Below are 24,957 nucleotides of genomic sequence, written 5' to 3'. Positions count from 1 at the left end.
CCATGCAGTTGGACGCGATGTACCAGGAGATCATCCTGGACCACTACCGGAATCCGCACCACAAGGGCCTGCGGGATCCGCACAACGCCGAGGCGCACCACATCAACCCCACCTGCGGGGATGAGGTGACGCTCCGGGTGGCGTTGACCCCGGCCGAGGGCGCCGCCGGGCTCGACGAGAAGGCCGTGGTCAGTGACGTCTCCTACGAGGGGATGGGCTGCTCGATCAGTCAGGCCAGCACCTCGGTGCTGACCGACCTGCTCATCGGCCGGACCGTCGCGGAGGGTATGACCACTCTGGAGGCCTTCACGGAGTTGATGCACTCCAGAGGCCGGGGCGAGCCCGACGAGGACGTGTTGGAGGACGCGGTGGCGTTCGTCGGCGTGTCCAAGTACCCCGCGCGGATCAAGTGCGCCCTGTTGGGGTGGATGGCCTGGAAGGACGCCGTGTCACAGTCCCTGGAGAAAGAAGCCGTCTGATGAGTGAGAACGAGACGACAAAGACCGAGGCGACCCCGAACGCCTCCCTCTCTCCGGAGGAGGAGGCGCTGGCCGAGGAGATCAGCGAGGCCCTCAAGGACGTGATCGACCCCGAGCTGGGTGTGAACATCGTCGACCTGGGTCTGCTCTACGGGGTGAACACCGATGACACGACCATCACACTGGACATGACCCTGACCAGTGCGGCGTGCCCCCTGACCGACGTCATCGAGGACCAGGCCACCAGCGCCCTGGACGAGTTCGAACGCGACGTCAAGATCAACTGGGTCTGGATGCCGCCGTGGGGTCCGGACAAGATCACCGAGGACGGGCGTGACCAGCTGCGCATGCTGGGTTTCAACGTCTGACACACGGATGTCCCCGTGACGCGGGCCGGGACCTGTTCGGGTCCCGGCCCGCACTCGTCGGCGGTACGTCCTTCCCACCGTCGGATCGAGGCCGTCCGTTCAGTGGGCGGCGAACAACCCCGCCCGCAACTCCGCCGCGATGTCGTTGTCCCCGCGCAGGGCCAGCCGGTCGACCAGGGACCGCGGCTCGACGGCGAGGGACTCGTCGTCGTTGTCGGTGATACGTCGGGAGAGGATCCGCAGGGCCTCCTCGGTGGAGGCCGGCGCGGTGTATCCGCTCAGGTGCAGGGCTCGTGCCGCGGGGGAGTGGTTGCTCAGGTCGGTGGCGGGCAGCTTGCGCGCGTCCAGGCGGTCACCCGCCACGGTGATGAAGATGCGGTCGCCGGGCTGGGCCGCCTGACGGCGCAGCAGGGGGCGTAGGGAGTCGAAGGCGGGCTGGTCACGCCACACCAGCACCAGCAGGTCGGCTCCGGGCGCGGTCAGGCACAGCAGGCGGCCGGGCTGTAGACCCAGGTGGGTGGCGTATCCGGTCGGGACCGCCACGGGGGCCCCGTTGAGATGGTCGGCGGTGATGTCGATGCGGTGCCACCAGCGCCCGTCCGGGGCACGGAAACAGCGGGCCGCCAAGGCCGGATCGCTCGCGTCGGGGCGGACCTGTGGGGCCGCGGGCGGTGTCGGCGCCCCGGGCGGGGCACCGTAGGGCCGCCCGCCCTGGGGGGAGGGCGGGACGACGCGTCGCGGGTCCAGGGCGGAGGTGCCGAAGGCGGCGTCCGGTGCCGATGCGGGTTCCTGCCGCTGATCGGTCGCGGAGTCGGAGACGGAGGACTCCGGGCGCCGCCGTATCGGCAGCCCGTTCTCGGTGGTGGCCCCCGACTCCTCCGAGGCGGTGTGACCGGCGTGGCCCGTGGGCATCTCCATGGGCACCGACGAGTCCACGAACACGTGTCCGTCCCTCAGGCTCACCCCGGGGGTGCTCAGCAGCCAGGCGCGCAGCTCCTGTTGACGGATACCGATCCGGCCCAGGCGGATGGCGGCCTCGGTCATGCTGGGCGCGTCGCCCAGAAGCTCCCGGGTCTGCCAGCGCAGACGGTTGGGGTCGTCGGCGATCAACCAGCCGTTGTACAGACGTCGGTCGGTGAACAGGGTGATGATCACCCGCCACAGGGGCGTGTGCAGGGTCGGCACCTCCACCGGATGGTCGGGGTGGGAGTTGATCAGCCGGTCGATGGTGGTCGCCGCCCCCAACTGTTCGGACAGCTCGCGCAGGTGCTTGGTGATCGCCGCGCCCTCGGGTGCGTTGAGCCAGCGCAGAAGGCGCTCCTCCACCTTGCGTTGGGCGGCGCGGATCTCGGTGACGTCCACCGCGATCTGCTCCGACAGGACGCGGATGCTGATGGGATCGGTGGCGAACAGACGCTCGGCCGCGACCGTGCGCTCCAGTTCGGGCCAGGAACGGAACATCTCCTCCACCAGATCCACCAAGGGATGCCGGCCCAGAACGGGCGCGGGGGGCGGCTCCTCTGCCTGGTCGGCGCGCATCCCCTTGGGCGGGCCGAAGCTGGGACGGCGCAGGGTCCGCCCCGGGCCCAGCAGAGAACTGCGGAACTGCGAGCGGAGGTCGCCTGCGCCGCCGTCCTGAAGCCCGTCGCCGTTGACCACCTCGGCGCTCAGCGCCGAGGTGGGGATCATCGCGGCGGAGCTGACCACGGCGGTGGGGGCCGCGCTCTGCTCGCCGACGGCGGCCTCCGACTCCTGCTCCTCGGCGCGCTGGGCACGCAGCGCCCGCAGGGTGCGGATCGCGCGGGTCGCCGGAGTCTGCGGAGGACTCCCTTCCGCTCCCTCGTCCTCGCCGAGGTCCGCCCCGCTCCCCGCGCCCGTGGCCGAGCTGAGGTACTCCAGTGCGTCGCGCACGTGCTCGGGGGCCGAGTCGGGCATCCAATGGGCGATGGTGCGTACGGCCTCCATCATCAACGCGGGGGACGGTGTGGGGCCGGAGGGCAGTTCACAGCAGGGCTGTAGCGCACGCCAGGCCACCGTGCTCACCACGTCCATGGCGCCGCAACCGGACAGTCGCCACTCACTGATCTCCTGGGGGCTGGTGGAGACGAGGCGCTCCCAGCTCCCGGCGGTGGAGACGATCGCGCCGCGGACGGGCTCGGACAGGTCGGAGCAGTCCACGTCCTGGGTGCGCAGGGTCGGCAGGAACTCGTCCAGGGGGACGTGCGCCCACTGTTCCAGAGCCAGACGGGCGATGACATGGGCGAGCCAGGGCGGGCCCGCTATGTCCAGCACACGAGCGATCGGGAGCGAGTGCCACCAGCCATCGATCAGGCGGTCATGGTGGAGCAGGGGTGCCACATCCGGCGATCTCGACCATCGCAGCGCGGGCGCGAGGTCGACGAGGCAGATCGGAGAGACGGCGTTCATCCGCTGGGGACCTCGACCTCCTGGTGTCTGCACGTGAATTGGGGAGGAACCGCACGGGCCTTCGGTTCGATGCACCACAGTACGCGCCCCTCACCCGGGCGGGGGCCGGACCGTGGACCGGTCCGGTGCACCGTGGGTGGGCACGGCGGGCCGAGGGACAGGGGTGCCGTGAGCACTTCCCCGAGATCGTACGTGTCCGCGCGTCGCATGGGTACCCCCAGGTAGGCCCGCCCTGAGCCGTTCACCTTACAACCACGGTGGGTGAGGGCCATGGGGATGTGGTTCCCTACCCTTGACCTGCATGAATATGTGATCTACCTCATAGTGGATCTTCGGCTCATAACGCGTCGGCCGCACGTTCGCCATGCAGGGGTGCTCCCACGTCCTCCCGCGTGGACACCTGGGCGCCGGGCACAGGTGCGACGGTCATGCCGCCGCGGTTCCCGACGTGCTCCGACCCAGGCTTCCCGTCATCGACCGCGGGTATGCTGGACGGGCACTGTCATCGCCCGAACGACCTTCGGCCACAAGGCCGCGCCCCGTGGCCGACAGGGGTCGACGGTGTTCGGACACGGGCAGGCGCCCCCACGCGCCCCTCGCCAGGATCCGTTCCCGCGCTCTCTCGGCGCTGGCTCATGCGCGGAACGGTCGAGCCGGATGATTGGTTGACGTGACAGACCTTGAGACGAATCCCCCAGCGGCCGCCCGCCTGAACAGACCGGACCCCATCCGGTCCTACGTGGCGATCGGTGACAGCATCACCGAGGGGATGGAAGACGACAGCGGCCCGGGTGGCGAGTACCGGGGGTTCGCCGACCGCCTCGCCGAGCATCTGGGCACCATCACACCCGACTTCCGCTACGCCAACCTGGGAGTGCGCGGGCGGCGTATGCGTCACATCTTCGGCGAGCAGCTCGACCAGACGCTCGAGTGGAAACCCGACCTGGTCACCGTCATGGCCGGAGGCAACGACGTCCTGCGTCCGGGTAACGACCTCGACCTGCTGGCCGAGCATTTCGAGTGGGGCATCCGTCGATTGCGCGACGCCGGGATCCGCGTGGTGATCCTCTCGGGCCACGACACCGGCTGGATCCCGGTCCTTCGTTACTACCGGGGCCGGATCGCCGTGTTCAGCATGCACATGCGCGCCGTGGCCGAGCGCACCGGCACCGAGATCGTCGATCTGTGGGCGCTCAACGCCCTCACCGACCCCCGGGCCTGGAGCGAGGACCGCCTGCACCTCAACGGAGCGGGCCACCAGATCGTCGCCGCGCGTATCGCCGACCTCCTCGGCTTTCCCATGGGGCCGCCGGAGTCCTGGGCCTCCCCTTGGAGCACTCCGCCCCGACAACTGCCACGCATCCTGCGTCGCAGGGAGAACCGGCGCTGGGCCCGCCAGTACCTGGTGCCGTGGTTGCGGCGCCGCGCGATGGGACGTTCCTCCGGCGACGGTCGCCTGCCCAAACGCCCACGTTTGGACTACCTGCACGACGAGGCCACCCGCGCGGAGATCGCCAGGTCCCTCAACGGGAGCGGGACCCACGAAGCGGTCTACGACCCCTACACCCCCGAAGAGAAGACACCGGTCAACAGCCCTTCGGGCACCAAGGGCCCCGACCCCGTGGACTGACCCGTCCGGGCCGTTCGCGGGCGCGTCGTCTCACACCGCGGTGCGAGACGACGTACCCCGTCCTCAACCGCGTGACAGTGACCGGATGAGATCGCCGACGTGCACCACGCCCAGGCACTGACCGTAGGCGTTGGTGACGATCAGATCGTCGTAGACCCGTTCGGTGTCCTGTCCGGCCACCCGTAGCGCCGCGAGCGCCGACATCCAGGCCGGTACCGTGCGCGGCGGCTCGGCCAGCCGTGACGCCGGACGCTTGGCGTGCAGGGCGTGCCCGTAGCGACCCGTCACCGACAGCAGGAACCTGGTCCGGTCCAGGGCCCCCACCGGCCGCTCCCGGCGGTCGATGAGGACGACGCTGTTCAGCACCGGATTTCCGGTGAAGGACTCCAGCACCTGCTCGGAGGTGGCGTCGGAGTCCAGTCCCACGGGCGGCACCATGAACTCGGTGACCCTTGGTCCCGCGTCGTCGTCCCCGCCCTGACCGGCGGTCGGTTCCGGCACCGGGGTCACGCGCCCTCCAGGTGACCAGGTGCGGTCGGCGAAGAACGGGCCCGTTCCCACACGTACGCCGCAGCGGCGCAGGCGCACCACGTCCTCGACCGAGCCCACACCGGCGGCCAGCGCGTACACGCCGCTGCCCCTCCCGATCCTGCTCAGCCCCTCCACCACCGTGGCGTGTCGCTGGTCCCGCGCGATCCCCGAGACGACCTCCTCGTCGATGCGCATCAGGAAGGGCGCGGCCCTCACCACCAGATCCGGACGCACCATCGCGGTGCCGAAGCCACAGCGGAACCCGGCCGAGCGCAGGCGGGAGGTCCCCGCGACCACCATGGGGGCGGCCAGCTCGGACAGTTCGGGGCCGAGCATGAAGACGACGTCGCGAGGGCGGCGGCCCTCACGCCGTAGACGGGTCTCCGCCAGTGACGCCAACCCCTCCCACATCAACGCCCTCGCGGGCAGCGGCAGGACCAGAGGCAACAGGCTCTCGGCCAGGGCCGCCTCCCGCACCAGGGCCACGAGCCACTCGACCGTCGCCGACCCCTCCTGGACGGCCGCCTCCACGGAGGTACCGGGCCCGCGAGGAGGCGGGGCGGCGATCACCTCGACGGCCACCACGGACCCCGAGTTCAGGTCCACGATCGGGCGGTGACAGGAAGAGCCCCCGGTGGGACGGGAGGTGGGACCGGGCCCGTCGCGCCAGGCCGGGGGAGTGTGCGGGGAACCAAGGGCGGACACGACCCCATGTTGGCCGCTGACCGGCCCCACCGGAAGCGTCTTTCACAGGAGTTCCACCCCTCTTCAGCCCCTGTTCGGCGGGTCCACGGCTCTCGTTCGACGGTGTTCGGACCGCGACGGGGTGAGAGGACCACCGTGACGTCGCGCACGCGCACGACGACGCCCGCCGGAACATCCGGCGGGCGTCGTCGTGGTCGGTTCGGTCCCGTCTCAGGCGCGACGGAAGACCAGTGCGATGTTGTGGCCACCGAACCCGAAGGATTCGTTGAGCGCGGCCACGTCGCCGGCCGGCATGTCCCGGGGCTTGTCGCGAACGATGTCCACGGCCACCTCCGGGTCGAGCTTCTCGATGTTGATGGTCGGTGGGATGCGCCCCTCGTGCAGGGCCAGAACGGTGGCGATGGACTCCACCGCGCCCGCGCCGCCCAGCAGATGACCGGTCATCGACTTGGTCGAGGTCACCGCCACCCGATCGGCGGCGGCGTCGCCCAGCGCCGCGCGGATCGCGCGGGTCTCCCCCACGTCCCCGGCGGGAGTGGAGGTGGCGTGCGCGTTGACGTGCACGATCTCCTCGGGCGCGAGGTCGGCGTCGGCCATGGCGATGGTGATGGCGCGGGCCTGCCCGGTGCCCTCCGGCTCGGGCTGGACGATGTCGTAGGCGTCGTTGGTGTAACCCACGCCCGCGGCGTGGGCGTAGACCCGGGCACCGCGCCTGGCGGCGTGCTCGGCCGACTCCAGGACGAGGATGCCGGCCCCCTCGCCCATGACGAAGCCGTCGCGGTCGGCGTCCCAGGGGCGGGAGGCACGCTGGGGATCGTCGTTACGCGTGGACAGGGCGCGCATGGAGGCGAACGAGGCGATGTTGAGCGGGTGGATCGCCGCCTCGGTACCGCCCGCGATCACCACGTCCGCGCGACCGGAACGGATCATGTCCACCCCGTTGGCGATGGCCTCGGCGCTGGAGGCGCAGGCGCTCACCGGTACGTGGGAGCCGGCTCTGGCGGTGTACTCCAGGCTGATCGCCGCCGCCGGGCTGTTGGGCATGAGCATGGGCACGGTGAAGGGGGAGACCCGCTTCCAGCCCTTCTCCCGGAAGGTGTCGTACTGCTCCAGGATGGTGAGGATGCCGCCGATGCCGCTGGAGACCACCACTCCCAGACGCACCGGGTCGACGTCGGGAGAGCCGGCGTCGGTCCAGGCCTCCTGCGCGGCGATCAGCGCGAACTGCTGGGTACGGTCAAGGCGGCGCAGACGCGGACGGGGCAGCTTCTCGGAGGGCTCCTGCGCGATCTGCCCGGCGAAGTGCACCGGAAGCGACTCGTGCCACTCCTGCGGCAGCGTGGTGATGCCAGATCGTCCGTCGAGGAGCGCGGACCATGTGGTCGCGACGTCACCCCCCAGAGGGGTGGTGGCGCCGAGGCCGGTGACGACGACATCGGTCTTGGACATGATCCGATCGCCCTTCTCGTGGGTCGTGCCCGGCCGCGGGGCCGGGAGGCTGTGGCAGTGGTGAACGGGCCTTCGTGGCGACGGGGCTCGGCGCCGGGACACGGTACGGTCCCGGCGCCCCGAACGCGCTACTTCTGGATGAAGGTGATGACGTCCTGGACCGTCTTGAGGTCCTTGAGCTGGTCGTCCGGGATCTCCACACCGAACTTGTCCTGGGCGGCGATGGCGATCTCCACCATGGACAGCGAGTCGATGTCGAGGTCGTCCACGAAGCTCTTCTCCGGGGTGACCTCGGAGGGCTCGGTGCCGACGATCTCCTCGATGATCTCGCCGAGGCCGGCCAGGATCTCCTGCTCGCTGTGAGCCATGTCGTGTTCTCCTTGCTTGGTGATTCGTGTTGGTGCGGGACCGCCGCATGGACCATGGGTGTGAGGCCCCGGTCCCGCGGTGCCGCCGCGGAGTCGGGTGGTGCTCAGGGGATGCGGATCACCTGAGCCGCGTAGACCAGCCCCGCGCCGAAGCCCAGAGTGAGCACGGTGCTTCCCGACGGCAGTTCCCCGCGTCCGATCATGCGAGAGAGTGCGAGCGGGATGGACGCGGAGGAGGTGTTGCCAGCGGTGACGATATCGCGGGCCACGAGTGCTTGTGGCGCTCCCAGCTTCTTGGCGATGGACTCCACGATCCGCAGGTTGGCCTGGTGGGGGACGAACGCGGTCAGCTCGGAGGGTTGCACCCCGGCCCGCTCCAGGGCCTCCAGGGCCACCTTGTACAGCTCGGTGGTGGTCCAGCGGAAGACGGCCTGGCCCTCCTGGTACAGGTAGCGGTGATCGCGCAGGTAGATCTTGTCGGCACGGTCGCCGGAGGAGCCCCACACCACGGGACCCACGCCCTGCTCCTCGGAGGCCGAGACGATCGCGGCCCCCGCCCCGTCGGCGAAGATCACACAGGTGCCGCGGTCGTCCCAGTCCACCCAGTCGCTGAGCTTCTCCGAGCCGATGACCAGCGCGTTGCGCGAACTGCCGGCGCGGACCATGTCCGAGGCCACGCCCAGCGCGTAGCAGAAGCCCGCGCAGGCGGCGTTGAGGTCGAAGGCGCCCGGGGCGGGGACGCCCAACCGGGCGGCGACCGTGGCGGCCGTGTTGGGGATCTGGTCCTGTGGTGTGCAGGTGGCCACGATCACGAGGTCGATGTCCTGGGGGGACAGCCCGCTCGCGGCCAGTGCCTTGCCGCCGGCGGCGACGGCCATGCCGGCCACCGTGTCCTCAGGGCCGGCGATGCGTCGTTCCTTGATCCCGACGCGGCTGCGGATCCACTCGTCGGTCGTCTCGACGCGCTTCTCCAGATCGGCGTTGGTGACGACCTGGGAGGGCTGGTACTCGCCGAAGGCGACGATCGCCGCGCCTCCGGGAGAACTCGGGGAGCTGAACATGCTTAGCCTTCCTGATCGTCGGCCGCGGGGGAACCGGCGTGTTCCTTGATGAGGGCCGTGGCGCGGTCGAGGTCGTCGGGGGTCTTCACCGCGAGGAGCTCCACGCCGCGCAGCGCGCGCTTGGCCAGGCCGGTGAGGGTACCCGCGGGCGTGAGTTCGATCAGGGCGGTCACCCCGAGGTCGGCCAGGGTCTGTGTACAGGCGTCCCAGCGCACCGGGGAGGAGATCTGGGAGACGAGCCGCTCCAGGTACTCCGCACCACCGTCGACCACCGCTCCGTCGGCGTTGGAGAGCAGGGGCACGGTCGGGTCGGAAGGGGACAGGGTGGTCGCGGTCCTGCGTACCCGTTCCACGGCCGGGGCCATGTGCTCGGTGTGGAAGGCGCCCGCGACCGCCAGGGGGCGAAGGCGGGCCCGCTCGGGCGGGTTCTCGGCGAACGCGGCGAGCCGCTCCTTGGTGCCGGCGGCCACGATCTGTCCCGAGCCGTTGTCGTTGGCGGGGGTCAGACCGGCCTCGGCGATGGCTTTCAGTACCTGTTCGCGGTCGCCGCCCAGAACAGCGGTCATACCGGTCTCGGTCCGCGCGGCGGCGTCGGCCATACCCCGCCCCCGCTCGGCGACCAACGCCAGCGCGTCCTTGGGGCTCAGCACCCCGGCGATCGCCGCGGCGGTGAACTCGCCGACACTGTGGCCGGCGACCGCGTCCACCAGGGAGCGCTCCGCGGGCAGCCCGGGGGAGGGGGAGGCCAGGGGGCCGAGCATGGCGGAGGCCGCGACCAGTCCGGCGCCGACCAGCAGGGGCTGGGCGACGGCGGTATCGCGGATCTCCTCCGCGTCCGCGGTGGTGCCGTAGCGCACCAGGTCGAGCCCGGTCACCTCCGACCACGCCGCCAACTGCTCGGCGACGCCGGGCAGTTCGATCCATGGGGAGAGGAAGCCGGGAACCTGGGCACCTTGGCCGGGAGCAACGATAACAAGCACGACATCAACCTTGCCCTGTAGGAGATCACCAGTCAGATGGGGAGGCACACGAAGTTCACTCGGTACCGTTTGTGGGGACCCCACAAAGCGGTGCACGGGTGCCGCCACGAGCCGGAAGACCGATGAGGGACCGCCCTTCGACGGTACGCCGGGCGCGCACCCGATGGTCCACCTGGGGTGTGACTTCCCCCCTTCCCCGAAGGAGGGGGACCAATCGATTCCAGGAGGGAACGACATGAACGAGCCATGCGGGGCGGCGGTCCTTTGGACCTCCACCCGGTCCGAGCACCGGGGCGGCCCCCGCGGGGAGGAACGGTGAGCACCGGGACCCCGTCGCGACAGGAGGACGGAGGGCACGCCGCGGCCCCGGAGGGAGGGAACGTCCCGACCGTGGAGGAGGAGCGTGTCCGGGCCGAGACGGTACGGCGGCTGGAGCGGTCCATGGGCGCACTCGGCACGGCCGCCGTGGCGAGCATGGAACAGCGCCTGGCCTGGTTCCGCCGCATGTCGGCCGAGGACCGGTCGTGGATCGGACTGGTCGCCCAGTCCGGTGTGGCCGCCTTCGTCGACTGGTTCCGCAACCCCGAGCGCGGGCGTCCCGCCATCACCGTCGAGGTCTTCGGCACCGCGCCGCGCGAACTCACCCGTTCGGTCTCCCTCCAACAGACCGTCGACATGATCCGTGTGGTCATCGACGTGGTCGAAGGCCAGGTGGAGGAGTTGGCCGCGCCCGGCGGAGCCCAGCAGTTGCGCGAGGCGGTGCTGCGCTACACGCGTGAGGTGGCCTTCAGCTCCGCGAAGATCTACGCGCGCGCGGCCGAGGCCCGAGGCGCCTGGGACGCCCGCCTGGAGGCGCTGATCGTCGACGCCCTGCTGCACGGCGACCACGAGGACGGACTCCGAACGTGGGGGTCGGCTCTGGGGTGGTCGCACACCCCGGTCATCGCGATGGTCGGTGAGATCGGTGAGGACGACGGGGGCAAGGTCCTGGACGACCTGCGCGCGGCGGCCCGCCGCCTCGGGCACGACGTGCTGGCCGGCACACAGGGCAGGCGCGTGGTCGTGGTGGTGGGCGTGGGGGACAGGTACCCGGTCGAAGAACTGCCCGCGGCGGCCGCCGAACCCCTGGCCGGGCTCTTCGGACCCGGGCCGGTGGTGGTGGGCCCGGCCGTCCCCGACCTGAACGCCGCGGGGGCCTCCGCGCGGGCCGCCGTCAACGGGCTGCGCGTGGCCGCCGCCTGGCCGGACGCCCCGCGCCCCGTGCTCGCCGACGACCTGCTGCCCGAACGCGCGCTCCAGGGCGAGGCCGAGGCCCGTCGCCAGTTGGTGGAGGAGGTGTACGTCCCCCTGCTGCACGCGGGGTCGCCCCTGTTGGACACGCTGTCGGTGTACCTGGAGCACGCCTCGTCCCTGGAGGCCACCGCCAGGATGCTGTTCGTGCACCCGAACACGGTCCGTTACCGGCTCAGCAGGATCGCCGAGCTCACCGGTCGAGTCCCCTCCGACGGACGTGGATCCTTCGTCCTGCGGGTGGCGGTCGCCCTCGGCCGGCTCTCAGAGGAGGGGGAGGGCTGAGCGAGGGCCGCCGGGCCGTGCCGAACAGCCACGCGACCGATTCGGGGAACCGAGCGCGTAACCTGATCGTTGCCTTCGATGTCTGCTCGCTTATGGAGGTTTCACCTGCGTCGGGCATATCGGTAACTGACCGTGTGCGTCCGGGGGCTGCGCGAAAAGGGATAACTTTGTGGTGGGCGGTTGGACGATGGGACCGGTGGAACTGACATTCCATCCTCGGGCGCGGGTCCCCGCACCGCCCGTTACGACATTCTTGGGGGTTAAGGCTGTGGCAGAACGACCGAGGATCTTCTCCCGGTTCTTCCATCGGACGAAGGACTTCGTTCTCCAACCCACGCAGGAGGGCGAACTGCGCAGACGTGCGCTGTTCTGGCTCCCGGCCCCACTGCCCGTGCTGGGCGTGGTCCACCTCCTGGTCGGCGGCACGCTCTCCGCCTCGGGGTGGACCATCCTGCTGGCCGCGAGCGTGGGTGTGGGGACCCTCCTGCTGGCGCTGGTGGTACAGCCCACGCCCCTGCCCGAGGGGCTCTCCCCGCAGGTGTCCGCGCGACGCTCACTGCACCGCTTCCGGCAGTTCACCGAGTTGCGCATCGCCCTGGCCCTGGTCCTGGTGGTGATCGGTGCCGCGGCGTCGGTGGTGGGCGGCGGCATGTACCCCCTGTTCGCCGCGTTGCTGCTGGCCTGGCCGCAACTGCTGCTGGCCATACCCACCTTCTTCACCATCACCAGGGCGCGTCGCGCCATGGAGGCATGGGGCACCACCGCCTACCTGTGGCACGCGCTGTCGCGTCCGGCCCGGGTGACCTGGCCCATCGTCACCACCCTGAGGAAGTCCTGGCGCGCCTGGCGGGCCGAGAACGCCAAGCAGGCGCGGCGTGCGCAGGAGGAGGAGAAGGCCTGGGAACGGTCCGTGGAGCAGGAGCGCCAGAGCGCCGACGACGAGGGCGTCTCGGCCGAAGAGCGCACCCGCCCCCTCCGTCCGCTGGACGGAGCCGACGAGGAGGCGACCGAGGTGCTCCCCCACCTGACCACCGACTCCCGTGAGGGCACCGAGGACTCCGAAGGGTCGGAGCGCGGCGAGGGCGAAGGGTCCACGCGGGAGGCGTCGCGGGCGGGCACCGCCGAGGGCGAGCTCCGTCCGACCCGGGTGCTGCCGCACCTGGAGGGCTCGGAGACCGGCGGGGACACGGGGAGGCCCGAGCCGGTGACCGCGGGCGGAGCCGGCACCGGCGACGGCGCCGCTCCCTTCCCCGGCGTCGCGTGGGACACCGTGGACCGGGCCCGCTCCATCCTGAGGCAGGGCGGCGGCGCGATCGGACTCGCGGTGCGCCGGACCCGGCGCGGGACGCCGTCCACCCGGCGCCCCCACGCCAACAAGCACTGACCGCGGACCGGGCACGGGGAACGAACGGTGCGGTGTCGGACTCTCAGAGCTCGGCCCGACGCCGCACCGTCGGCAGGGCGTCCGCGCCGCCCTCGTGGCAGTGGTACCACGCCGCGCGCGCCTCGCGCCCGTCGAAGGAGACCTCCCCGAGGGTGTTGCCGAAGTACGGGGGTTCCTCCAACCGCCAGCGCAGGGCGGGTGCGGGGACTTTGGCCGACCACGACAGGATCCGTCCGACCGGTTGCAGGAGTCGGCTCGCCGACAGACGGATCATCCGGCGCATGGAGGGCGGCACCTGGTTGCACAGGGGGGAGGAGACCAGCTGGGCCACCCTGCCGCCCACGCCCCGGACCCGCGCCAGGTAGGAGAAATGTACGTCGCCGCTCAGGAAGAGCACGGTCGACGGCGCCGGACCGCGCTCACCCCGGCAGACTCGACCGACCGTGTCTGACAGACGGCGGAAGGAGTACTGGAAGGCGGCCCAGTGCTCTAGATCCAGCTCTCGCCGAAGTCTCTCGGCCGGTTCGCGCAGGGCCCGGCCCCAGGCCCCCGCGCACACCGCCTCGTTCCACGCCTCCAGGTGGTGGACGGCCGGAGGCAGCATGACGGGGACGGTGGAGGCGACCACCACGTGCTCGGGGCCACCGGTGAGGTGCTCGTCCAGCCACTGGTGGCCTCGGGGTCCCAGGATCGACCGTGAGCCGTCGGAGGGGTCGTCCTCGCCCAGTGCCCGGGAGCAGCGGGTGTCGGTCACCAGGACCCGGATCGGGCCGAGGTCGTGACGGTGGCTCCACCGGTAGGAGGAGGGCTCGCTGTGCGCCCGCCAGGCGAACGCGTCGACCTCCTCCGCGGCGTCGTCGTCGACCCCGCACACGGCCTTCCACAGCGGATCCCGGTCCCGCTCCTCAGGGGACAGGTTCCCCAGGTGCTGGTAGACCCAGTACGAGCCCAGAGCATTGGTGATGCGCGTGCGCCACCAGGGAAGCCGGTCCATGTCGCGGCGCCAAGCGGAGGAGGAGTTCCAGTCGTCGCGCACGTCGTGGTCGTCGAAGATCATCAGGGTGGGCACGGTGGACAACAGCCACCGCACCTGGGGGTCGCTCCAGGCCTGCCGGTACAGCTCGGCGTACTCCTCGTAGCGGACCACCTCGTCCGCGGGGGCGCCATCGGGATCGTCCTGTCCACGGGTCCGGGCCAGGAAGGCGAGCATGGGCTCCTGGACCTCGTCGGCGTAGACCTGGTCGCCGATGAGCAGCAGGACCGGATCGCCCTCCACGGGTTCGCCGGCCAGAAGCCGTGCGGCGGCCCTCAACATGTCGGGTCCGTAGCGGACCACGCCCTCGGGGGCGTCGCCTGTGGGCGTGCGGCAGGAGCCGTACAACAGCCGTGTGGGCGTCTTGGGGTCCACGGTGCTCAAGGTGCTGGGAGGGAACGGACTGTCGGGCTCGGGCCAGACCCGATCCTCGTCCAGGAACACCTCGTAGGGCCGGCGTGAGCCGGGTGTCAGCTCCTCGACCGTGCAGAGGGCGTAGTGATGACCGTGCACGGTGAAGGTCCGCGCGCTCGCGACCGTGGTCCCGTCGACCAGGATTCGTACCAGGCAGGGCGCGTCCGTCTCCAGCCACACCGTGGCCGTGGTCGACCCCGGGTGCCTGAGCAGGGGGCCCAGGCGTAAAGAAGCAGTCACCGCTTCCCCTCCCTTCGTCCAGGTTCGCACCCCTGGTGGATGAGTATGCTCGGTCATGGGGCGGTACGCCATCCACATGTGCGAACAGGTGGTTGCACGAGCGCCGTACCTGCGCGAAGGTGGCGCTATGCGGACACAGATCCTTGAGCTGCACACGGGTGGATCCGAGAGCATCACCGACATCACCCGGGAGTGCGGCGACTTCGTCGCCCGGACGGGCGGTGACGGCCTGCTCAACGTCTTCGTCCCGCACTCCACCGCGGGTGTGGCGATCATCGAACTCGGGTCGGGGTCCGACGACGACCTGCTCGCCACCCTGGACGACCTGCTGCCGGCCGACGACAGGTGGCGACACAGGCATGGATCCCCAGGGCACGGGCGCTCGCACGTGATGCCGGCCCTCATACCGCCCCAGACGACCGTTCCGGTCCTGGGAGGCGAACTCGGACTGGGCACCTGGCAGTCCATCGCCGTGGTCGACCTGAACGTGGACAACCCGGACCGGCGGGTGCGGTTGTCCTTCCTGACCTCCTCCTGAGGAGGTCGGGGGAAAAGGAAACCGGGCAGGTTTGGCAGCGCGTTGACGGAACATGCCACTAGCGTGTGAACTAGGCCATCAGCGATGGTCGGGAATGCACGTGACGGGCGACGAAAACGGCCCGGCATCGTTGTGACAACTGCTTCGTGCAGGCAAGATTGAGAAAAACCATCTGTGGAGGAGAACTTTCGTGAGCGCGACCGCGGGCCAGGCACAGAGCGAACGTGGCTTGGCTGACCGACTCGGATTCAAGCCGGGTCAGGTGGTGCAGGAATTCGGCTTCGACGACGACGTCGACGAGGGCCTGCGCGCCTCCATCACCGAGATCACCGGTGAGGAGCTGGTCGACGAGGACTACGACGGGGACGTCGACGCGGCACTGCTGTGGTGGCGCTCCGACGAGGAGGACGACCTCACCGACGCGTTGATGGACACCGTGACCACCATCGCCGACGGCGGGACCATCCTGGTACTGACGCCGAAGGCCGGGCGTGAACTGCACGTGTCCCCCAACGACGTCGCCGAGGCCGCGACGACGTCGGGACTTTCCCAGACCAGCGCCGTCAGCGTCGGCGCCGACTGGTCGGGCACGCGCCTGGTCGTCCCCAAGCGATAAAAGGTGTACGGTGCCGCGCGTCCCGTCGGAGGGCGCGCGGTACTGAGCGATGTCCGCCGTCCGGCGGATCGCGGGTCGAGGAAAGCGACACATGAACGTGCCCATGGGGGCCGCCGCGCCCGAGTTCACGCTTCAGGACCAGTACGGACAGGACGTCCGTCTGGCCTCCCTGCGTGGTCGCCCGGTCCTGTTGGTCTTCTACCCACTGGCCTTCTCCGGGGTGTGCTCGGGCGAGCTCGCCGACCTGAGTCGACGTCACGCCGAGTTCGCCGAGCTCGGCGCCGAGGTCCTGGCGGTGTCGGTGGACTCGGTCTTCGCCCTGCGCACCTGGTCCGACCGCGAGGGGTTCCCCTTCGCGTTGCTGTCGGACTTTTGGCCGCACGGTCGGGTGGCCGAGGACTACGGGGTGTTCGATCCCACACGGGGGGTCGCCCGCCGGGGGACCTTCCTGATCGACGCGGAGGGCGTCGTGCGCTGGTCGGTCCTCACCGGGCCCGGCGAGCCGCGCGACGTGGAGGAGTACCTGAAGCGATTGCGCGAGGTCGTCTGAGACCTGGGCGCGAGGACCACCGCGAAGCGGTATGATCTCGTGCGACGCAAGGGCGCGTAGCTCAGTTGGTCAGAGCAATTGCCTTACAAGCAATAGGTCAGGGGTTCGAGTCCCTTCGCGCCCACGGACTCAGGACGACCCTGCTCGGGGGCCTTTGGTCGCCTCGCGGGGTCGTCTCGTCGTTTCCCGGGGGTTGTCGTCGGTTCGCCCGAGGTCCACCAGGATCACGCCGTCCGGCGGCCTGAGGTCGCCGAACGGGGCCTTGGCGGGGCTCACGGACGAGTCAGGCGGGCTCTTCGTCGAGACTGAGAGTACGCTCGGCCGCCTCGATCAACTCCCCATAGGTGATCACTTCGATCCGGCTCAGCGCGGCGTTGTAAGTTCTGAGGGTGGCAGCCACCTCAGTCGGATCGTATGCACGATCGATGAATCTGGAGTGGCCGATCAAGACGGTCGCGAAGGTTCTGCGACACTCGATTCCGTGCTCGGCGAGTATCAACGCCCGGTTCTCGTCCAGGGAGCGCAGGTAGTTGGCGGCCTGGGATACGGCACGATGGACTTCGGTTCCTACGGCATAGTGAGAGCGCAGCGGCTCCACGAGGTTGGGGACCACAGCCTTTTTCAATTCGATCACATGAAGCGACCCATCGCCACGTAGGAGCGGTATGTCGATCTCATCGGTTGTCGTGAGACGTCGCCGGGCGATCTCTTTCAAGTAACGACCGCCAAAAATCCAGGTTTGTTGCTTGAGCTCTTTGTGGATATTCTTCTCGGTGCTTTTCGGGTTCTCTATAACGGTGCGCAAACGGGTAAGTGCAGACCTTCGTCTTTGCCACTGGACTGCTTGAGCGATCAGCTCGGACCCGGGTATCTCTGATATTTCCTTGACCACATCAGGTGGGATGCTTATTTGGTCTGCTGCATCGTTGAAGACAAGCTGGATGCGCTTGAGCCAGGTCAGATGATCTTTTTTGTCTTGCTTTAATTTTATGCCCCCCATTCGACTCTCCCCGATGCTCCATTGCTCCATCGCTTTAGCTGCCCTCTGGAACCACTCGTTCACCTCGTGCGCGTTCGCGTTGGGTCTATCCTTCATGAACTCCTCGATCATCTGAGCGCCGCGGTTCAGACCAACCGCTAGAATCGCTTGCATGAATCTTTCTTCATACTCCCTGTGGCCAGGTATGTACCATGTTTCGAGGAGTGACAAGGGGAGCTCCCCGGCGGCGTAGTCGGCGAAGTGGGAGAGTCGGGTGCTCAGTTCTGCGTGGTTGAGTCGGCTGGCCGCAGCAGAGGCTTCCCGGAGGTGCCTGACGAGTGCAGCGCCTCTCGGGTAGCGGTGTCCGCCGGTGTCCGGGCCCGAGGTCGTGAAGTCGAGTGCCGCGTCAAGGTGGCGGAGGACCTCGGTCGAGTCGGTCATCCGACGCGCTTCTCTCATGAGTCGTACGAGCGTAGATCCTGATCTGTACCCCATTGAACGAGAATGCCATAGGAGCTAACGTTCTGCGGGTGAACAAGGAAATCCGGGCCGAGCTTGGCCGGACACTCTCTAAACTGAGTGGCCATGCTCTTTCAGAGAATGACTATGTGTCCCGCTTCGTCAACGAACACGGCGGGCAGTTGGTCTTCGTGCGCAAGCAGGGTGAGGGTCACGCGATCCTGCTCCACTCCGATGTGGGCTGGAAGCCGAAACTGATGCAAGGGCCGCCAACATTGGGGGCCGACACGGAAGGCGTTTCTCCGGATGCCAGAAGGTTTCTTGGAGACGTTCCCGTGGTCGGTGATGTGATCCTCGACCCCTCTGAAGCGCTCTGGCTCAAGGCGTGCTTTGCGGCCAGTCAGCAGTGGTGAGGCCGTCGGTTCCAGGAGAGGGGAGTTCTGGATGCCCCTACCGTATATGACCAAGGTTTTGGCGGAACGACTTCCAGGGGCCTTTAGATTGGGGTGGGCCTCCTGACGGGAAGCGCTCAGGGCTTGGAATCCGTAATACTGCTTCGGTTCCTGTGATCCTTGGGTACGAGACCGTCGGTGGTCCGATGTCTATCTGCGCCATGGACGCCTCCAAGAGGTGGTGGCGATCGCCGCGCGGCACGATCCTGTGACAGTGACACCGGCGTCACTGTCGACCGTCGACGGTGGCACCGGGAGCAAGATCCACTGGTCCATCATGGTGGTGTCGGGAAGGCCGCCTCCCGATCCCGGCCGTCACCGTGGTCCGTTCCTCCGGTCTCCTCGGCCCCTTCCCGGTCCCCGCCAGGGAACAGCAGGCCTTCCTCTGTGCCGCCCGGGTGGAGAAGCGTGCCTTATTCCCGGTGATCTTGCTCGGGGTGTCACTGTCGGGCGCTCCCAGTGACGCTGGGAGCAAGATCACGGGGAAATAGTAGGTCGGAGACCGCCGTCCACACCCGGCCACCACACCCGTCCGGGATCCGCCGTCCACCTGCTCGCCCGCCCACCACGCCCACCCCGGGGCCTCACCCGCCCCCACCACCTCGCCGTCTCCACCCCGCCCCTCGCAGGGCTCCAGCCCTCACACGTGGGGCGCGGGCCGCCGTCCGCGCCCGTCCGAGACCGGCGACCCGCGACCCGCGCCCCTCACCGTGCTCTGAGGACTACTCCAGAACGGTCCAGGTGCCCCGGCGGTGGTTGCGGGCGTTGCCGTCGGGGTCGTAACCGCCTTCGGCGTTGCCGGCGATGTCCACCGAGAACCAGTGAACGGTGGTGGTCTCCTCGATCAGCAGGGTCTCCAGACCGCCGCGCACCCCCGTCAGTTCGAGCTTGGGGGAGTCGAAGGTCGGACGGCTGCCGTCGAGGGTGTAGTAGATCTCGGCGGGTTCGTTGGTGCTGAAGGTGACCTCCACCGGTCCGTCGTGCTCACCGGGGCGCGGTGAGACGTCCGAACGCGGCCGGAACCGGTCGTTCTGGTAGTCCAGGGCCACTTCCAGCATGTGGTACAGCCCGTTGGCGTACTCCATGCCCTGGGCGTGGGCCTCCTCCCACGGTGGCTGGAACCCGGCCTGGCCCAGTTCGAAGTTCCAGGCGAAGATCCCGTTCTCGTACCACAGGTGGTCACCGGAGTTGCCCGCCGCGGAGTAGAGCACGTCGATGATCGGGCCGGTACGGGCCGGGGTCACCACGGTGCCGCGGTGCTCCTTGATCGCGCCCAGGATGCCGGCGGAGGCCTCCCAGAAGTAGCTCTCCTGCATCGCGGTCGGTCGGGGGGTGGAGACGCGGCCGTCGGCGATGTAGGCGCCGGGGGACCACATGAAGTAGTCGCCGGAGGAGTGGATGTTCATCGAGAAGTCGATGTTGTCGTGGGTGTCGACCAACCACACCAGGTTCTTGTTCTCCGGCTGGGAGAGCGGTCCCAGCTCCCGGGGACCGGCGAAGCTGGTGCCGGTGCAGCTGAAGGAGGCGCCGGAGTAACCGTCCCACAGGGTGTAGGCACCGTAGTTGCGGTTGTTGTCCACGCCCCACTGCGCTCCCTGCGCCACGGCCCACTGGTCGCGGGCCCCGTCGGTGTCGCAGTAGTTGGTCATGTTCTTGCGGTGCAGCGGCACGTCATAGAAGGAGTAGTTCGCGCCGTCGGGGTTGAACGAGGGCATCAGGAAGATGTCCAGTTCGTCCACCAGTTCGGTGGTGGTGTCGTGGATGCCGTAGTTGCGCACCAGGCGTTCGGCGGTCTCGATGGTCACCAGCGGGGTCTGCCACTCCCGGGCGTGCTCCTGGGCATAGCCCAGCACCCCGGTCTTGGACCCGTCCCTCGTCGCGCCGATGCGCAGCGCGTAGACCGGGGCCGGTTCACGCGACACCTCCTCGGGGGCGTTGAGGAAGTCGTCGGCCTGGACCCTTTCGGCACGGACCACCCCCTGGCCGGCGTTGCCCCGGAAGGTGAAGGCTCGGACCATGTCGCCGGCCGCGGCGTTGATCGCGTCCACGACCTCGGCCGCGGTGGTGGTGACGGCACCGTCGCCGTCGGTGGCCAGGTGGACGGTGATCTCGTCGCCCTCCACGTCCACCGACAACGCGGAGTCGGGCCTGGAGGGGTCCGACAGGTCCACGACGACGTCGTTTCCTCCCTCGTGGCCGTAGGCCAGTGTCTCCACGACCACGCCGCGTGCGGCGTTCTGGCCGTTGACGCTCACTCCGAGGATCGCCTGGGCGTGACGGCGGTAGCCGTTGGTCCGGTGGGGCAGTTCGATGACCTCGGCGATGTCGGGGTACTCGTCGGCGATCTGGTGGATCCGGTCGTAGAGTTCGCCCGGCGTCATGTAGGCGTTGAGGAAGTCGGTGTAGGGCAGCGGGTCCCCGGGCCTGTCGGGGTCGGGCAGCCACTCGGTGACCTTCGCCACGGCACTGCCGCCGTGCGGACTGGTGACCCGGATGCGTTCGGGGCGCTCGTCCACCCGGGCCTGGCCGCGGTGGTACATGTACACGCCGACGTCGACGAAGCGACCCAGCGTCTGCGTTCCGCCGTCGCCGATCTCGGTGCCGGGCCCGGCGTCGCGCTCCACGGTCAGCTGGAAGTTCTCGGTCTGTCCGAGGCTGGACCTGACCTCCACGGACAGGAAGTCGCCGTTACGGCTCTCGAAGTAGTCCGCCCGGAGGATCTCCAGGTCCTCGGTGACGGACAGGGTGCCCACCCCGTCCTCGGCCGCGGGTTCGTTCTCCGCCCGCAGCCGGGCGATGGTCTCCTCCCGCTCGGCCAGACGCTCCTCGGCGTCGGACTCGGTGTAGATCACGTCACCGAAGGTGAGGCCCGCCTCGTTGTAGGTGTCCAACGCGAAGGGGCTGACCACGGCCTGGGCGACGAAGCCGCCGTCGGCCGTCGGTTCCAGTTGGGCGATGTCGCCGTCCAGCTCCACCAGCCGGTCCAACTCGTCGCGGTCCTGGAGGAAGATCTCCACCACCGACGTCTCGTCGAGTTCCAACTTCGTCGTGGTGGGTTCGGCGGACGCCGGTACCGCCGTCGGCAGGAGCAGCGCTATGGCCGTCCCCATGGAGAGGCCGGCCCGGCTCACACGCCGATGCCGTGACGATGTCACTGACTGTCGCATCCCAGTCCTTCTGCTCAGCACGGAGCGGGTCGGTCACCCGTCGTCCGCGACCTGTGGCGCCACCGCCGTTCGGGCGGGGGCTACGGGCACGGTCGGACCGACCGCGGGACCACTCGACAGCACTCACACCGTTGTGGGGATCTACGTGCTCTGGGATGGGGAGGGGCGGGGGTCGGGGGGAAGTGCCCGGGTGGACGGCGCGGTCACCGTCGCGCACCCACATCTGGCTGTGCGTCAGAGGTTGCCGTGTCGCCTGAGTCACGTCAAGGTCACCAAAGGGGAAAAAGAGCATGAATTCCCCGAACCTGGGGCTCCGGTTCGAGGCCGGGGCCGTCGACACGGGGGTTCCTCACGGGACCGGGACACCGGACGGACACCGAGCGAGTGGGGTACAGGGCGCGGTACGGGGCTCGGATCGAGCGAGGACCCGGACGCCGGGTACTTCCTCGGGAGGCCGGGTCGACCTCCGCCCAGGCGCGCGGCCGGCCCGGGAGCGTGTCCGCCGGGGCGGCCAGGCTCGTCCCCGGCAGCAGTGGCAGGAAGGCGAGGAAGGCGAACGCCAGGACGGTGTTCTGGTTCCGCACTAGCACGCCGAGGAGGACGGTGACCCAGCTCAGGGCGGAGCCGAAACCGATCGCCAGTGCGGCGGCGAGCGCGGAGGGCGCGTCGGTTTCGACCCGGAACCCCAGAAGGAAGCGATCGCGAACAGCAGCGCCACAGCGACCGCGTACCGGACCATGTCGGCCGGGACCGAGCCGAGAAGGGGGCGAGCCGGCTGACGGGAAGGCCGCGGAACCGGTCGAAGACGCCCTTCTCCATGGCGATGTCGATGCTCAGGCCGCTGGAGAGCATGCCGTTCGGTCCGGCGCCCATGACCGGGATCCCCCGAGAACAGGTACTGCATGTAGGCCTTGGGAGACCCGACACCGAGCACCGAACCGGGTCGTGCGGCGAGATCCGCCCCCGCCAGGGCCTCGGTCCCTCCGAAGCGTTCGACCAGACCGCGGGTGCGGAACGCGTACGCGCCCATGGTCGGTGGACCCTCACTTCACATGCTCTCAGCATCTGGATGTGGAGAGTATCTGGGTGACGGGGATATCCCAACGTAGGATGGGGCGGACATTGAGGCGAAGGAGGACGATGGCCCGGCTCACGAGGGCGGAACAACAGGCCCGTAACCGGGCGCGTGTGCTGTCCGCGGCCAGGAAGGAGTTCGCCGAGCACGGCTTCCGTGACGCCAAGGTCGATCGCATCGCCGAACGTGTCGATCTCACCCGGGGCGCCGTCTACTCCAACTTCCCCGGCAAACGCGCCCTGTACTTCTCGGTCCTGGCCGAGGGCGCCGAGCACGTCGCCCAGAACGTGCGCTCCGAGCCCGGACACACCCCTCGCGCCGTACTGGGCGCGCTCGCCCGGGCCTGGGTCTCCCGGTTCCCCCTCACGGGTCGACCCTCGCTGATCGGCTCCGCTCTCACCCCCGAGATCCTCGCCGGCGACGCGAACCGCGACGCGTTCGCCCAACTCATGCGGCTGAACGCGATCCTGCTCGGCGACGCGCTGGAGGCGCTGGAGCCCCCGTCCGAGCCGGGTGGACGCCGGGTGCGCGTGGCCGAGAGCGTGCTCACCACCCTGCACGGGGCCAGGCAGGTGCTCGGGATCGCGCCCGGCTTCGTGGACCCCTTCACGGTGGTCCGCGCCTGCGAACGCCTGGCGGACCTGGACCTGGACGATGCCTGGCCGCCGCCCCGCCTGGTGTACGCGCCTTCGGCCGGACCGGTCGATCGGGAGTGGTCGCCGCCGGAGGTCTTCGACGCGGTCCGCCGACGAACCGTGTCCCTGGCGGGGGACGGGGTCGTGGCCGTCTTGGGAGTGGGCCGCCTGGAGGCGGCGGAGGAGGCCCTGCGCTCCGCTCCGGAGGGAGTGGAGGTGACCGCCGTGGTGGTCACCGACGACCCGGCGGAACGGATCCCCCTGGCCCGGCTGGCCGTGGCCGACCTGTGCGGCTGTCTACGCCAGGCCTTCCCCGAGAGCGCCTGGCCGCGCCTGCGCGTGGTGTTCGACGAGTCCGGTCGGATCGCCGCCGCCGCGGGCGTGACCGCGGTCGGCGACGCCACGGAGGCCGCCGTCCGTGTCGAGGACGGGCGGATCACGGCCCGCTCCGAGGCCCCCGGTGCCTGCCACGCCGTGGCCTCCTTCGACCCGATCACGGCCCACGGGTAGGTCGAGGGGCCGGCGACCGCACGAGCGGGTCAGACCGTCGGTGGTCCGGAGCCCTCGGCCCTGGCCCGGGCGGCGGCGGCCGGACCGAGCCCCGCCCTCACCCAGGCGGCGACCTCACCACGGGGTACACCCGCGTCCCACCACTGGCATAGCAGGTCCAGGGCCTCGCGGCCGTCCCGAGCCGGCGCGCTCCCCTCGCGTGCGGAGAACCCCAGCGCCCGGTACACCCCCGCCCGCACCGGGTCGACCCCCGAGTGGGCCCAGAGCGCCGCCTCCTCCCGCCGCCAACCGGCGTCGAGGTAGGCGCGGGCCGTGGTCGCGGGGACCCCGATCGACAGCAGGGCGTCCATGAACTCGGCCTGCGCGTCGCTCAGGTCGAGACCGCGGCTCCGTCGTACGGGCAGCAGCGTGCGCCACGGACGCCGCGGACGGGGATGCTCGCCGGCCAGGTGTCGTTCCACGGCCTCTGCGCGGGAGTAGCCGAACTCGTGCCAGCGCACGGCGTCCCGGGGCGTCATCCCGGCCCTGAGCAGAGGGCGCAGAGTCCGGGGCGTCACCCCCGCGGTCCGCCACGCCTGCGCGGGCCTGGGCCGGTACACGCCGGCCTCGCGCCAGCGCACCGCCTCCTCCACTGTGAACCCCGCCCCGATCCAGCGACGCGCGTCGGGGGCGGTGAAACCGCGGTCCGTCCACACGTGCGGCTGCTCGGGCTCGTCGTCGAACGCGACGGTCATGGTCTCCTCCGTTCCCGGGACACGCACCATGTCCCCGGCTGCTCGCTTCCGGAAGGCGCAAGCCCTGCGGCTTCGCGCACGTCTTCGCTGGTCCGAGAGGTCGAACCCTCGGCTTGTCAACTTATGTTGACAGGCCGAAGAAGTCAATCATGGTTGACCGATGCGCGACGGCGCTGCTTTGCCACCCGTTCCGGCAGGGGATACCGTGAGATTTCGGATGTTGAAAACATCTGGCTTGTGACCTCACCGACACACCCGGGCGCGACCCGCGTGAGGAGAACGTTTCCAGTGACACGCACCGGTGCCAGTGGGCCCCTGCTCAAATGCTCGTTCTGCGGCAAGGACCAGAGCGAGGTCCGCAGACTGATCGCCGGCCCCGGCCATATCTGCATCTGCGACGAGTGCGTCGGCCTGTGCAACGAGATCATGGAGGACGAGGACGGCGCCCTTCCCACGGGGAACGAGGACGAGTCCCTTCCCAAGCCTCGGGAGATCTATGAGTTCCTGGACTCGTATGTGATCGGTCAGGATCAGGCCAAGAAGGCGTTGTCGGTGGCGGTGTACAACCATTACAAGCGGGTGCGGTCGGAGAGTGAGC

Annotated in this window: 21 protein-coding genes and 1 tRNA gene; 12 read left to right on the top strand and 10 right to left on the bottom strand. The window is 69.6% G+C overall.

Annotation, left to right across the window (positions count from 1 at the left end; all coding sequences use genetic code 11):
- Positions 1-2: 2 nt before the first annotated feature.
- Together sufU and PFX91_RS19965 are read left to right on the top strand one after the other, a co-directional pair.
- Positions 3-479: a Fe-S cluster assembly sulfur transfer protein SufU gene (gene sufU / locus PFX91_RS19970; protein ID WP_285734137.1), complete on the top strand. Its 477-nt coding sequence runs from the start codon at positions 3-5 to the stop codon at positions 477-479.
- Entirely contained in the window at positions 479-847 is a 369-nt protein-coding gene (locus PFX91_RS19965; RefSeq protein ID WP_285734135.1) for a metal-sulfur cluster assembly factor, read from the top strand. Before sufU ends, PFX91_RS19965 begins: the two co-directional genes overlap by 1 nt.
- Before the next feature lie 99 nt (positions 848-946).
- On the opposite strand, the gene PFX91_RS19960 is transcribed toward PFX91_RS19965, so the two are convergent.
- A complete protein-coding gene (locus PFX91_RS19960; RefSeq protein WP_285734133.1) occupies positions 947-3,274 on the bottom strand; it encodes a hypothetical protein in 2,328 nt (775 codons plus the stop codon).
- Between the two features lie 739 nt (positions 3,275-4,013).
- Between PFX91_RS19960 and PFX91_RS19955 the strand changes: the two genes are divergently transcribed.
- Positions 4,014-4,904, top strand: coding sequence for an SGNH/GDSL hydrolase family protein (locus PFX91_RS19955; RefSeq protein WP_285734235.1), 891 nt, complete (start codon positions 4,014-4,016; stop codon positions 4,902-4,904).
- Positions 4,905-4,967: 63 nt separating this feature from the next.
- Here the strand turns inward: PFX91_RS19955 and PFX91_RS19950 are convergent, their stop codons facing one another.
- From PFX91_RS19950 to PFX91_RS19930, 5 genes are all read right to left on the bottom strand, one after another.
- Complete coding sequence (locus PFX91_RS19950) at positions 4,968-6,140, bottom strand: EAL domain-containing protein (RefSeq protein ID WP_285734131.1); 1,173 nt, start codon at positions 6,138-6,140, stop codon at positions 4,968-4,970.
- 210 nt (positions 6,141-6,350) lie between these two features.
- Entirely contained in the window at positions 6,351-7,589 is a 1,239-nt protein-coding gene (gene fabF / locus PFX91_RS19945; RefSeq protein ID WP_285734129.1) for a beta-ketoacyl-ACP synthase II, read from the bottom strand.
- Positions 7,590-7,717: 128 nt separating this feature from the next.
- Positions 7,718-7,957, bottom strand: coding sequence for an acyl carrier protein (locus PFX91_RS19940; protein ID WP_285734127.1), 240 nt, complete (start codon positions 7,955-7,957; stop codon positions 7,718-7,720).
- Positions 7,958-8,061: 104 nt separating this feature from the next.
- Positions 8,062-9,018 carry a beta-ketoacyl-ACP synthase III gene (locus PFX91_RS19935; RefSeq protein ID WP_285734125.1) on the bottom strand — a complete coding sequence of 319 codons (957 nt, stop codon included), beginning with the start codon at positions 9,016-9,018 and terminating at the stop codon, positions 8,062-8,064.
- Between the two features lie 2 nt (positions 9,019-9,020).
- On the bottom strand, positions 9,021-9,998 hold the full coding sequence (locus PFX91_RS19930; protein ID WP_285734124.1) for an ACP S-malonyltransferase: 978 nt from the start codon (positions 9,996-9,998) through the stop codon (positions 9,021-9,023).
- A 315-nt stretch (positions 9,999-10,313) separates the two neighbouring features.
- Here PFX91_RS19930 and PFX91_RS19925 point away from each other — a divergent pair, with 315 nt between their 5' ends.
- Both PFX91_RS19925 and PFX91_RS19920 read left to right on the top strand, forming a co-directional pair.
- The gene (locus PFX91_RS19925) at positions 10,314-11,573 is read left to right on the top strand and encodes a PucR family transcriptional regulator (protein WP_502888341.1); all 1,260 of its coding nucleotides are present in this window, start codon (positions 10,314-10,316) and stop codon (positions 11,571-11,573) included.
- A gap of 268 nt (positions 11,574-11,841) precedes the next feature.
- Positions 11,842-12,957 (top strand): hypothetical protein, encoded by a 1,116-nt coding sequence (locus PFX91_RS19920; protein ID WP_285734122.1) that lies wholly within the window; start codon positions 11,842-11,844, stop codon positions 12,955-12,957.
- 43 nt (positions 12,958-13,000) lie between these two features.
- Here the strand turns inward: PFX91_RS19920 and PFX91_RS19915 are convergent, their stop codons facing one another.
- The gene (locus tag PFX91_RS19915) at positions 13,001-14,644 is read right to left on the bottom strand and encodes an alkaline phosphatase D family protein (RefSeq protein ID WP_285734120.1); all 1,644 of its coding nucleotides are present in this window, start codon (positions 14,642-14,644) and stop codon (positions 13,001-13,003) included.
- Between the two features lie 127 nt (positions 14,645-14,771).
- Between PFX91_RS19915 and PFX91_RS19910 the strand changes: the two genes are divergently transcribed.
- The 4 genes from PFX91_RS19910 (at position 14,772) to PFX91_RS19895 (ending at position 16,472) form a co-directional block, all read left to right on the top strand.
- Positions 14,772-15,182, top strand: coding sequence for a YjbQ family protein (locus PFX91_RS19910; protein WP_285734119.1), 411 nt, complete (start codon positions 14,772-14,774; stop codon positions 15,180-15,182).
- A gap of 190 nt (positions 15,183-15,372) precedes the next feature.
- Positions 15,373-15,798, top strand: coding sequence for a DUF3052 domain-containing protein (locus tag PFX91_RS19905; RefSeq protein WP_285734117.1), 426 nt, complete (start codon positions 15,373-15,375; stop codon positions 15,796-15,798).
- Between the two features lie 91 nt (positions 15,799-15,889).
- Entirely contained in the window at positions 15,890-16,348 is a 459-nt protein-coding gene (locus PFX91_RS19900) for a peroxiredoxin (RefSeq protein ID WP_285734115.1), read from the top strand.
- A gap of 50 nt (positions 16,349-16,398) precedes the next feature.
- A tRNA-Val gene (locus tag PFX91_RS19895) sits at positions 16,399-16,472 on the top strand.
- 159 nt (positions 16,473-16,631) lie between these two features.
- Here PFX91_RS19895 and PFX91_RS19890 read toward each other — a convergent pair.
- The gene (locus PFX91_RS19890; protein WP_285734113.1) at positions 16,632-17,768 is read right to left on the bottom strand and encodes a Shedu immune nuclease family protein; all 1,137 of its coding nucleotides are present in this window, start codon (positions 17,766-17,768) and stop codon (positions 16,632-16,634) included.
- Positions 17,769-17,857: 89 nt separating this feature from the next.
- On the opposite strand from PFX91_RS19890, the gene PFX91_RS19885 reads away from it, so the two are divergent.
- Entirely contained in the window at positions 17,858-18,199 is a 342-nt protein-coding gene (locus PFX91_RS19885; RefSeq protein ID WP_285734112.1) for a hypothetical protein, read from the top strand.
- Between the two features lie 761 nt (positions 18,200-18,960).
- Here the strand turns inward: PFX91_RS19885 and PFX91_RS19880 are convergent.
- The gene (locus tag PFX91_RS19880) at positions 18,961-21,405 is read right to left on the bottom strand and encodes a M14 family metallopeptidase (RefSeq protein WP_285734111.1); all 2,445 of its coding nucleotides are present in this window, start codon (positions 21,403-21,405) and stop codon (positions 18,961-18,963) included.
- A 1,140-nt stretch (positions 21,406-22,545) separates the two neighbouring features.
- Here PFX91_RS19880 and PFX91_RS19875 point away from each other — a divergent pair.
- Positions 22,546-23,625 (top strand): TetR/AcrR family transcriptional regulator, encoded by a 1,080-nt coding sequence (locus PFX91_RS19875; RefSeq protein ID WP_285734109.1) that lies wholly within the window; start codon positions 22,546-22,548, stop codon positions 23,623-23,625.
- A gap of 29 nt (positions 23,626-23,654) precedes the next feature.
- Here the strand turns inward: PFX91_RS19875 and PFX91_RS19870 are convergent, their stop codons facing one another.
- Positions 23,655-24,359 (bottom strand): hypothetical protein, encoded by a 705-nt coding sequence (locus PFX91_RS19870; RefSeq protein WP_285734107.1) that lies wholly within the window; start codon positions 24,357-24,359, stop codon positions 23,655-23,657.
- Positions 24,360-24,647: 288 nt separating this feature from the next.
- On the opposite strand from PFX91_RS19870, the gene PFX91_RS19865 reads away from it, so the two are divergent.
- Positions 24,648-24,957, top strand: a 310-nt coding sequence (locus PFX91_RS19865; RefSeq protein ID WP_285734104.1) for a ClpX C4-type zinc finger protein, incomplete at its 3' end; no start/stop codon positions are given.

Origin of the sequence: Nocardiopsis sp. ATB16-24 (assembly GCF_030271535.1) — a bacterium.
GTDB lineage: Bacteria > Actinomycetota > Actinomycetes > Streptosporangiales > Streptosporangiaceae > Nocardiopsis.
Note: the sequence above shows the minus strand (reverse complement) of the source record. Positions and strands in the feature narration are given on the sequence as shown.

Coding starts and splice junctions, on each gene's coding strand:
- fabF (WP_285734129.1), bottom strand. CDS start 7,589: ATGTCCAAGACCGATGTCGTCGTCACCGGCCTCGGCGCCACCACCCCT.
- PFX91_RS19900 (WP_285734115.1), top strand. CDS start 15,890: ATGAACGTGCCCATGGGGGCCGCCGCGCCCGAGTTCACGCTTCAGGAC.
- PFX91_RS19880 (WP_285734111.1), bottom strand. CDS start 21,405: ATGCGACAGTCAGTGACATCGTCACGGCATCGGCGTGTGAGCCGGGCC.
- sufU (WP_285734137.1), top strand. CDS start 3: ATGCAGTTGGACGCGATGTACCAGGAGATCATCCTGGACCACTACCGG.
- PFX91_RS19890 (WP_285734113.1), bottom strand. CDS start 17,768: ATGACCGACTCGACCGAGGTCCTCCGCCACCTTGACGCGGCACTCGAC.
- PFX91_RS19870 (WP_285734107.1), bottom strand. CDS start 24,359: ATGACCGTCGCGTTCGACGACGAGCCCGAGCAGCCGCACGTGTGGACG.
- PFX91_RS19910 (WP_285734119.1), top strand. CDS start 14,772: ATGCGGACACAGATCCTTGAGCTGCACACGGGTGGATCCGAGAGCATC.
- PFX91_RS19960 (WP_285734133.1), bottom strand. CDS start 3,274: ATGAACGCCGTCTCTCCGATCTGCCTCGTCGACCTCGCGCCCGCGCTG.
- PFX91_RS19875 (WP_285734109.1), top strand. CDS start 22,546: ATGGCCCGGCTCACGAGGGCGGAACAACAGGCCCGTAACCGGGCGCGT.
- PFX91_RS19940 (WP_285734127.1), bottom strand. CDS start 7,957: ATGGCTCACAGCGAGCAGGAGATCCTGGCCGGCCTCGGCGAGATCATC.
- PFX91_RS19935 (WP_285734125.1), bottom strand. CDS start 9,018: ATGTTCAGCTCCCCGAGTTCTCCCGGAGGCGCGGCGATCGTCGCCTTC.
- PFX91_RS19965 (WP_285734135.1), top strand. CDS start 479: ATGAGTGAGAACGAGACGACAAAGACCGAGGCGACCCCGAACGCCTCC.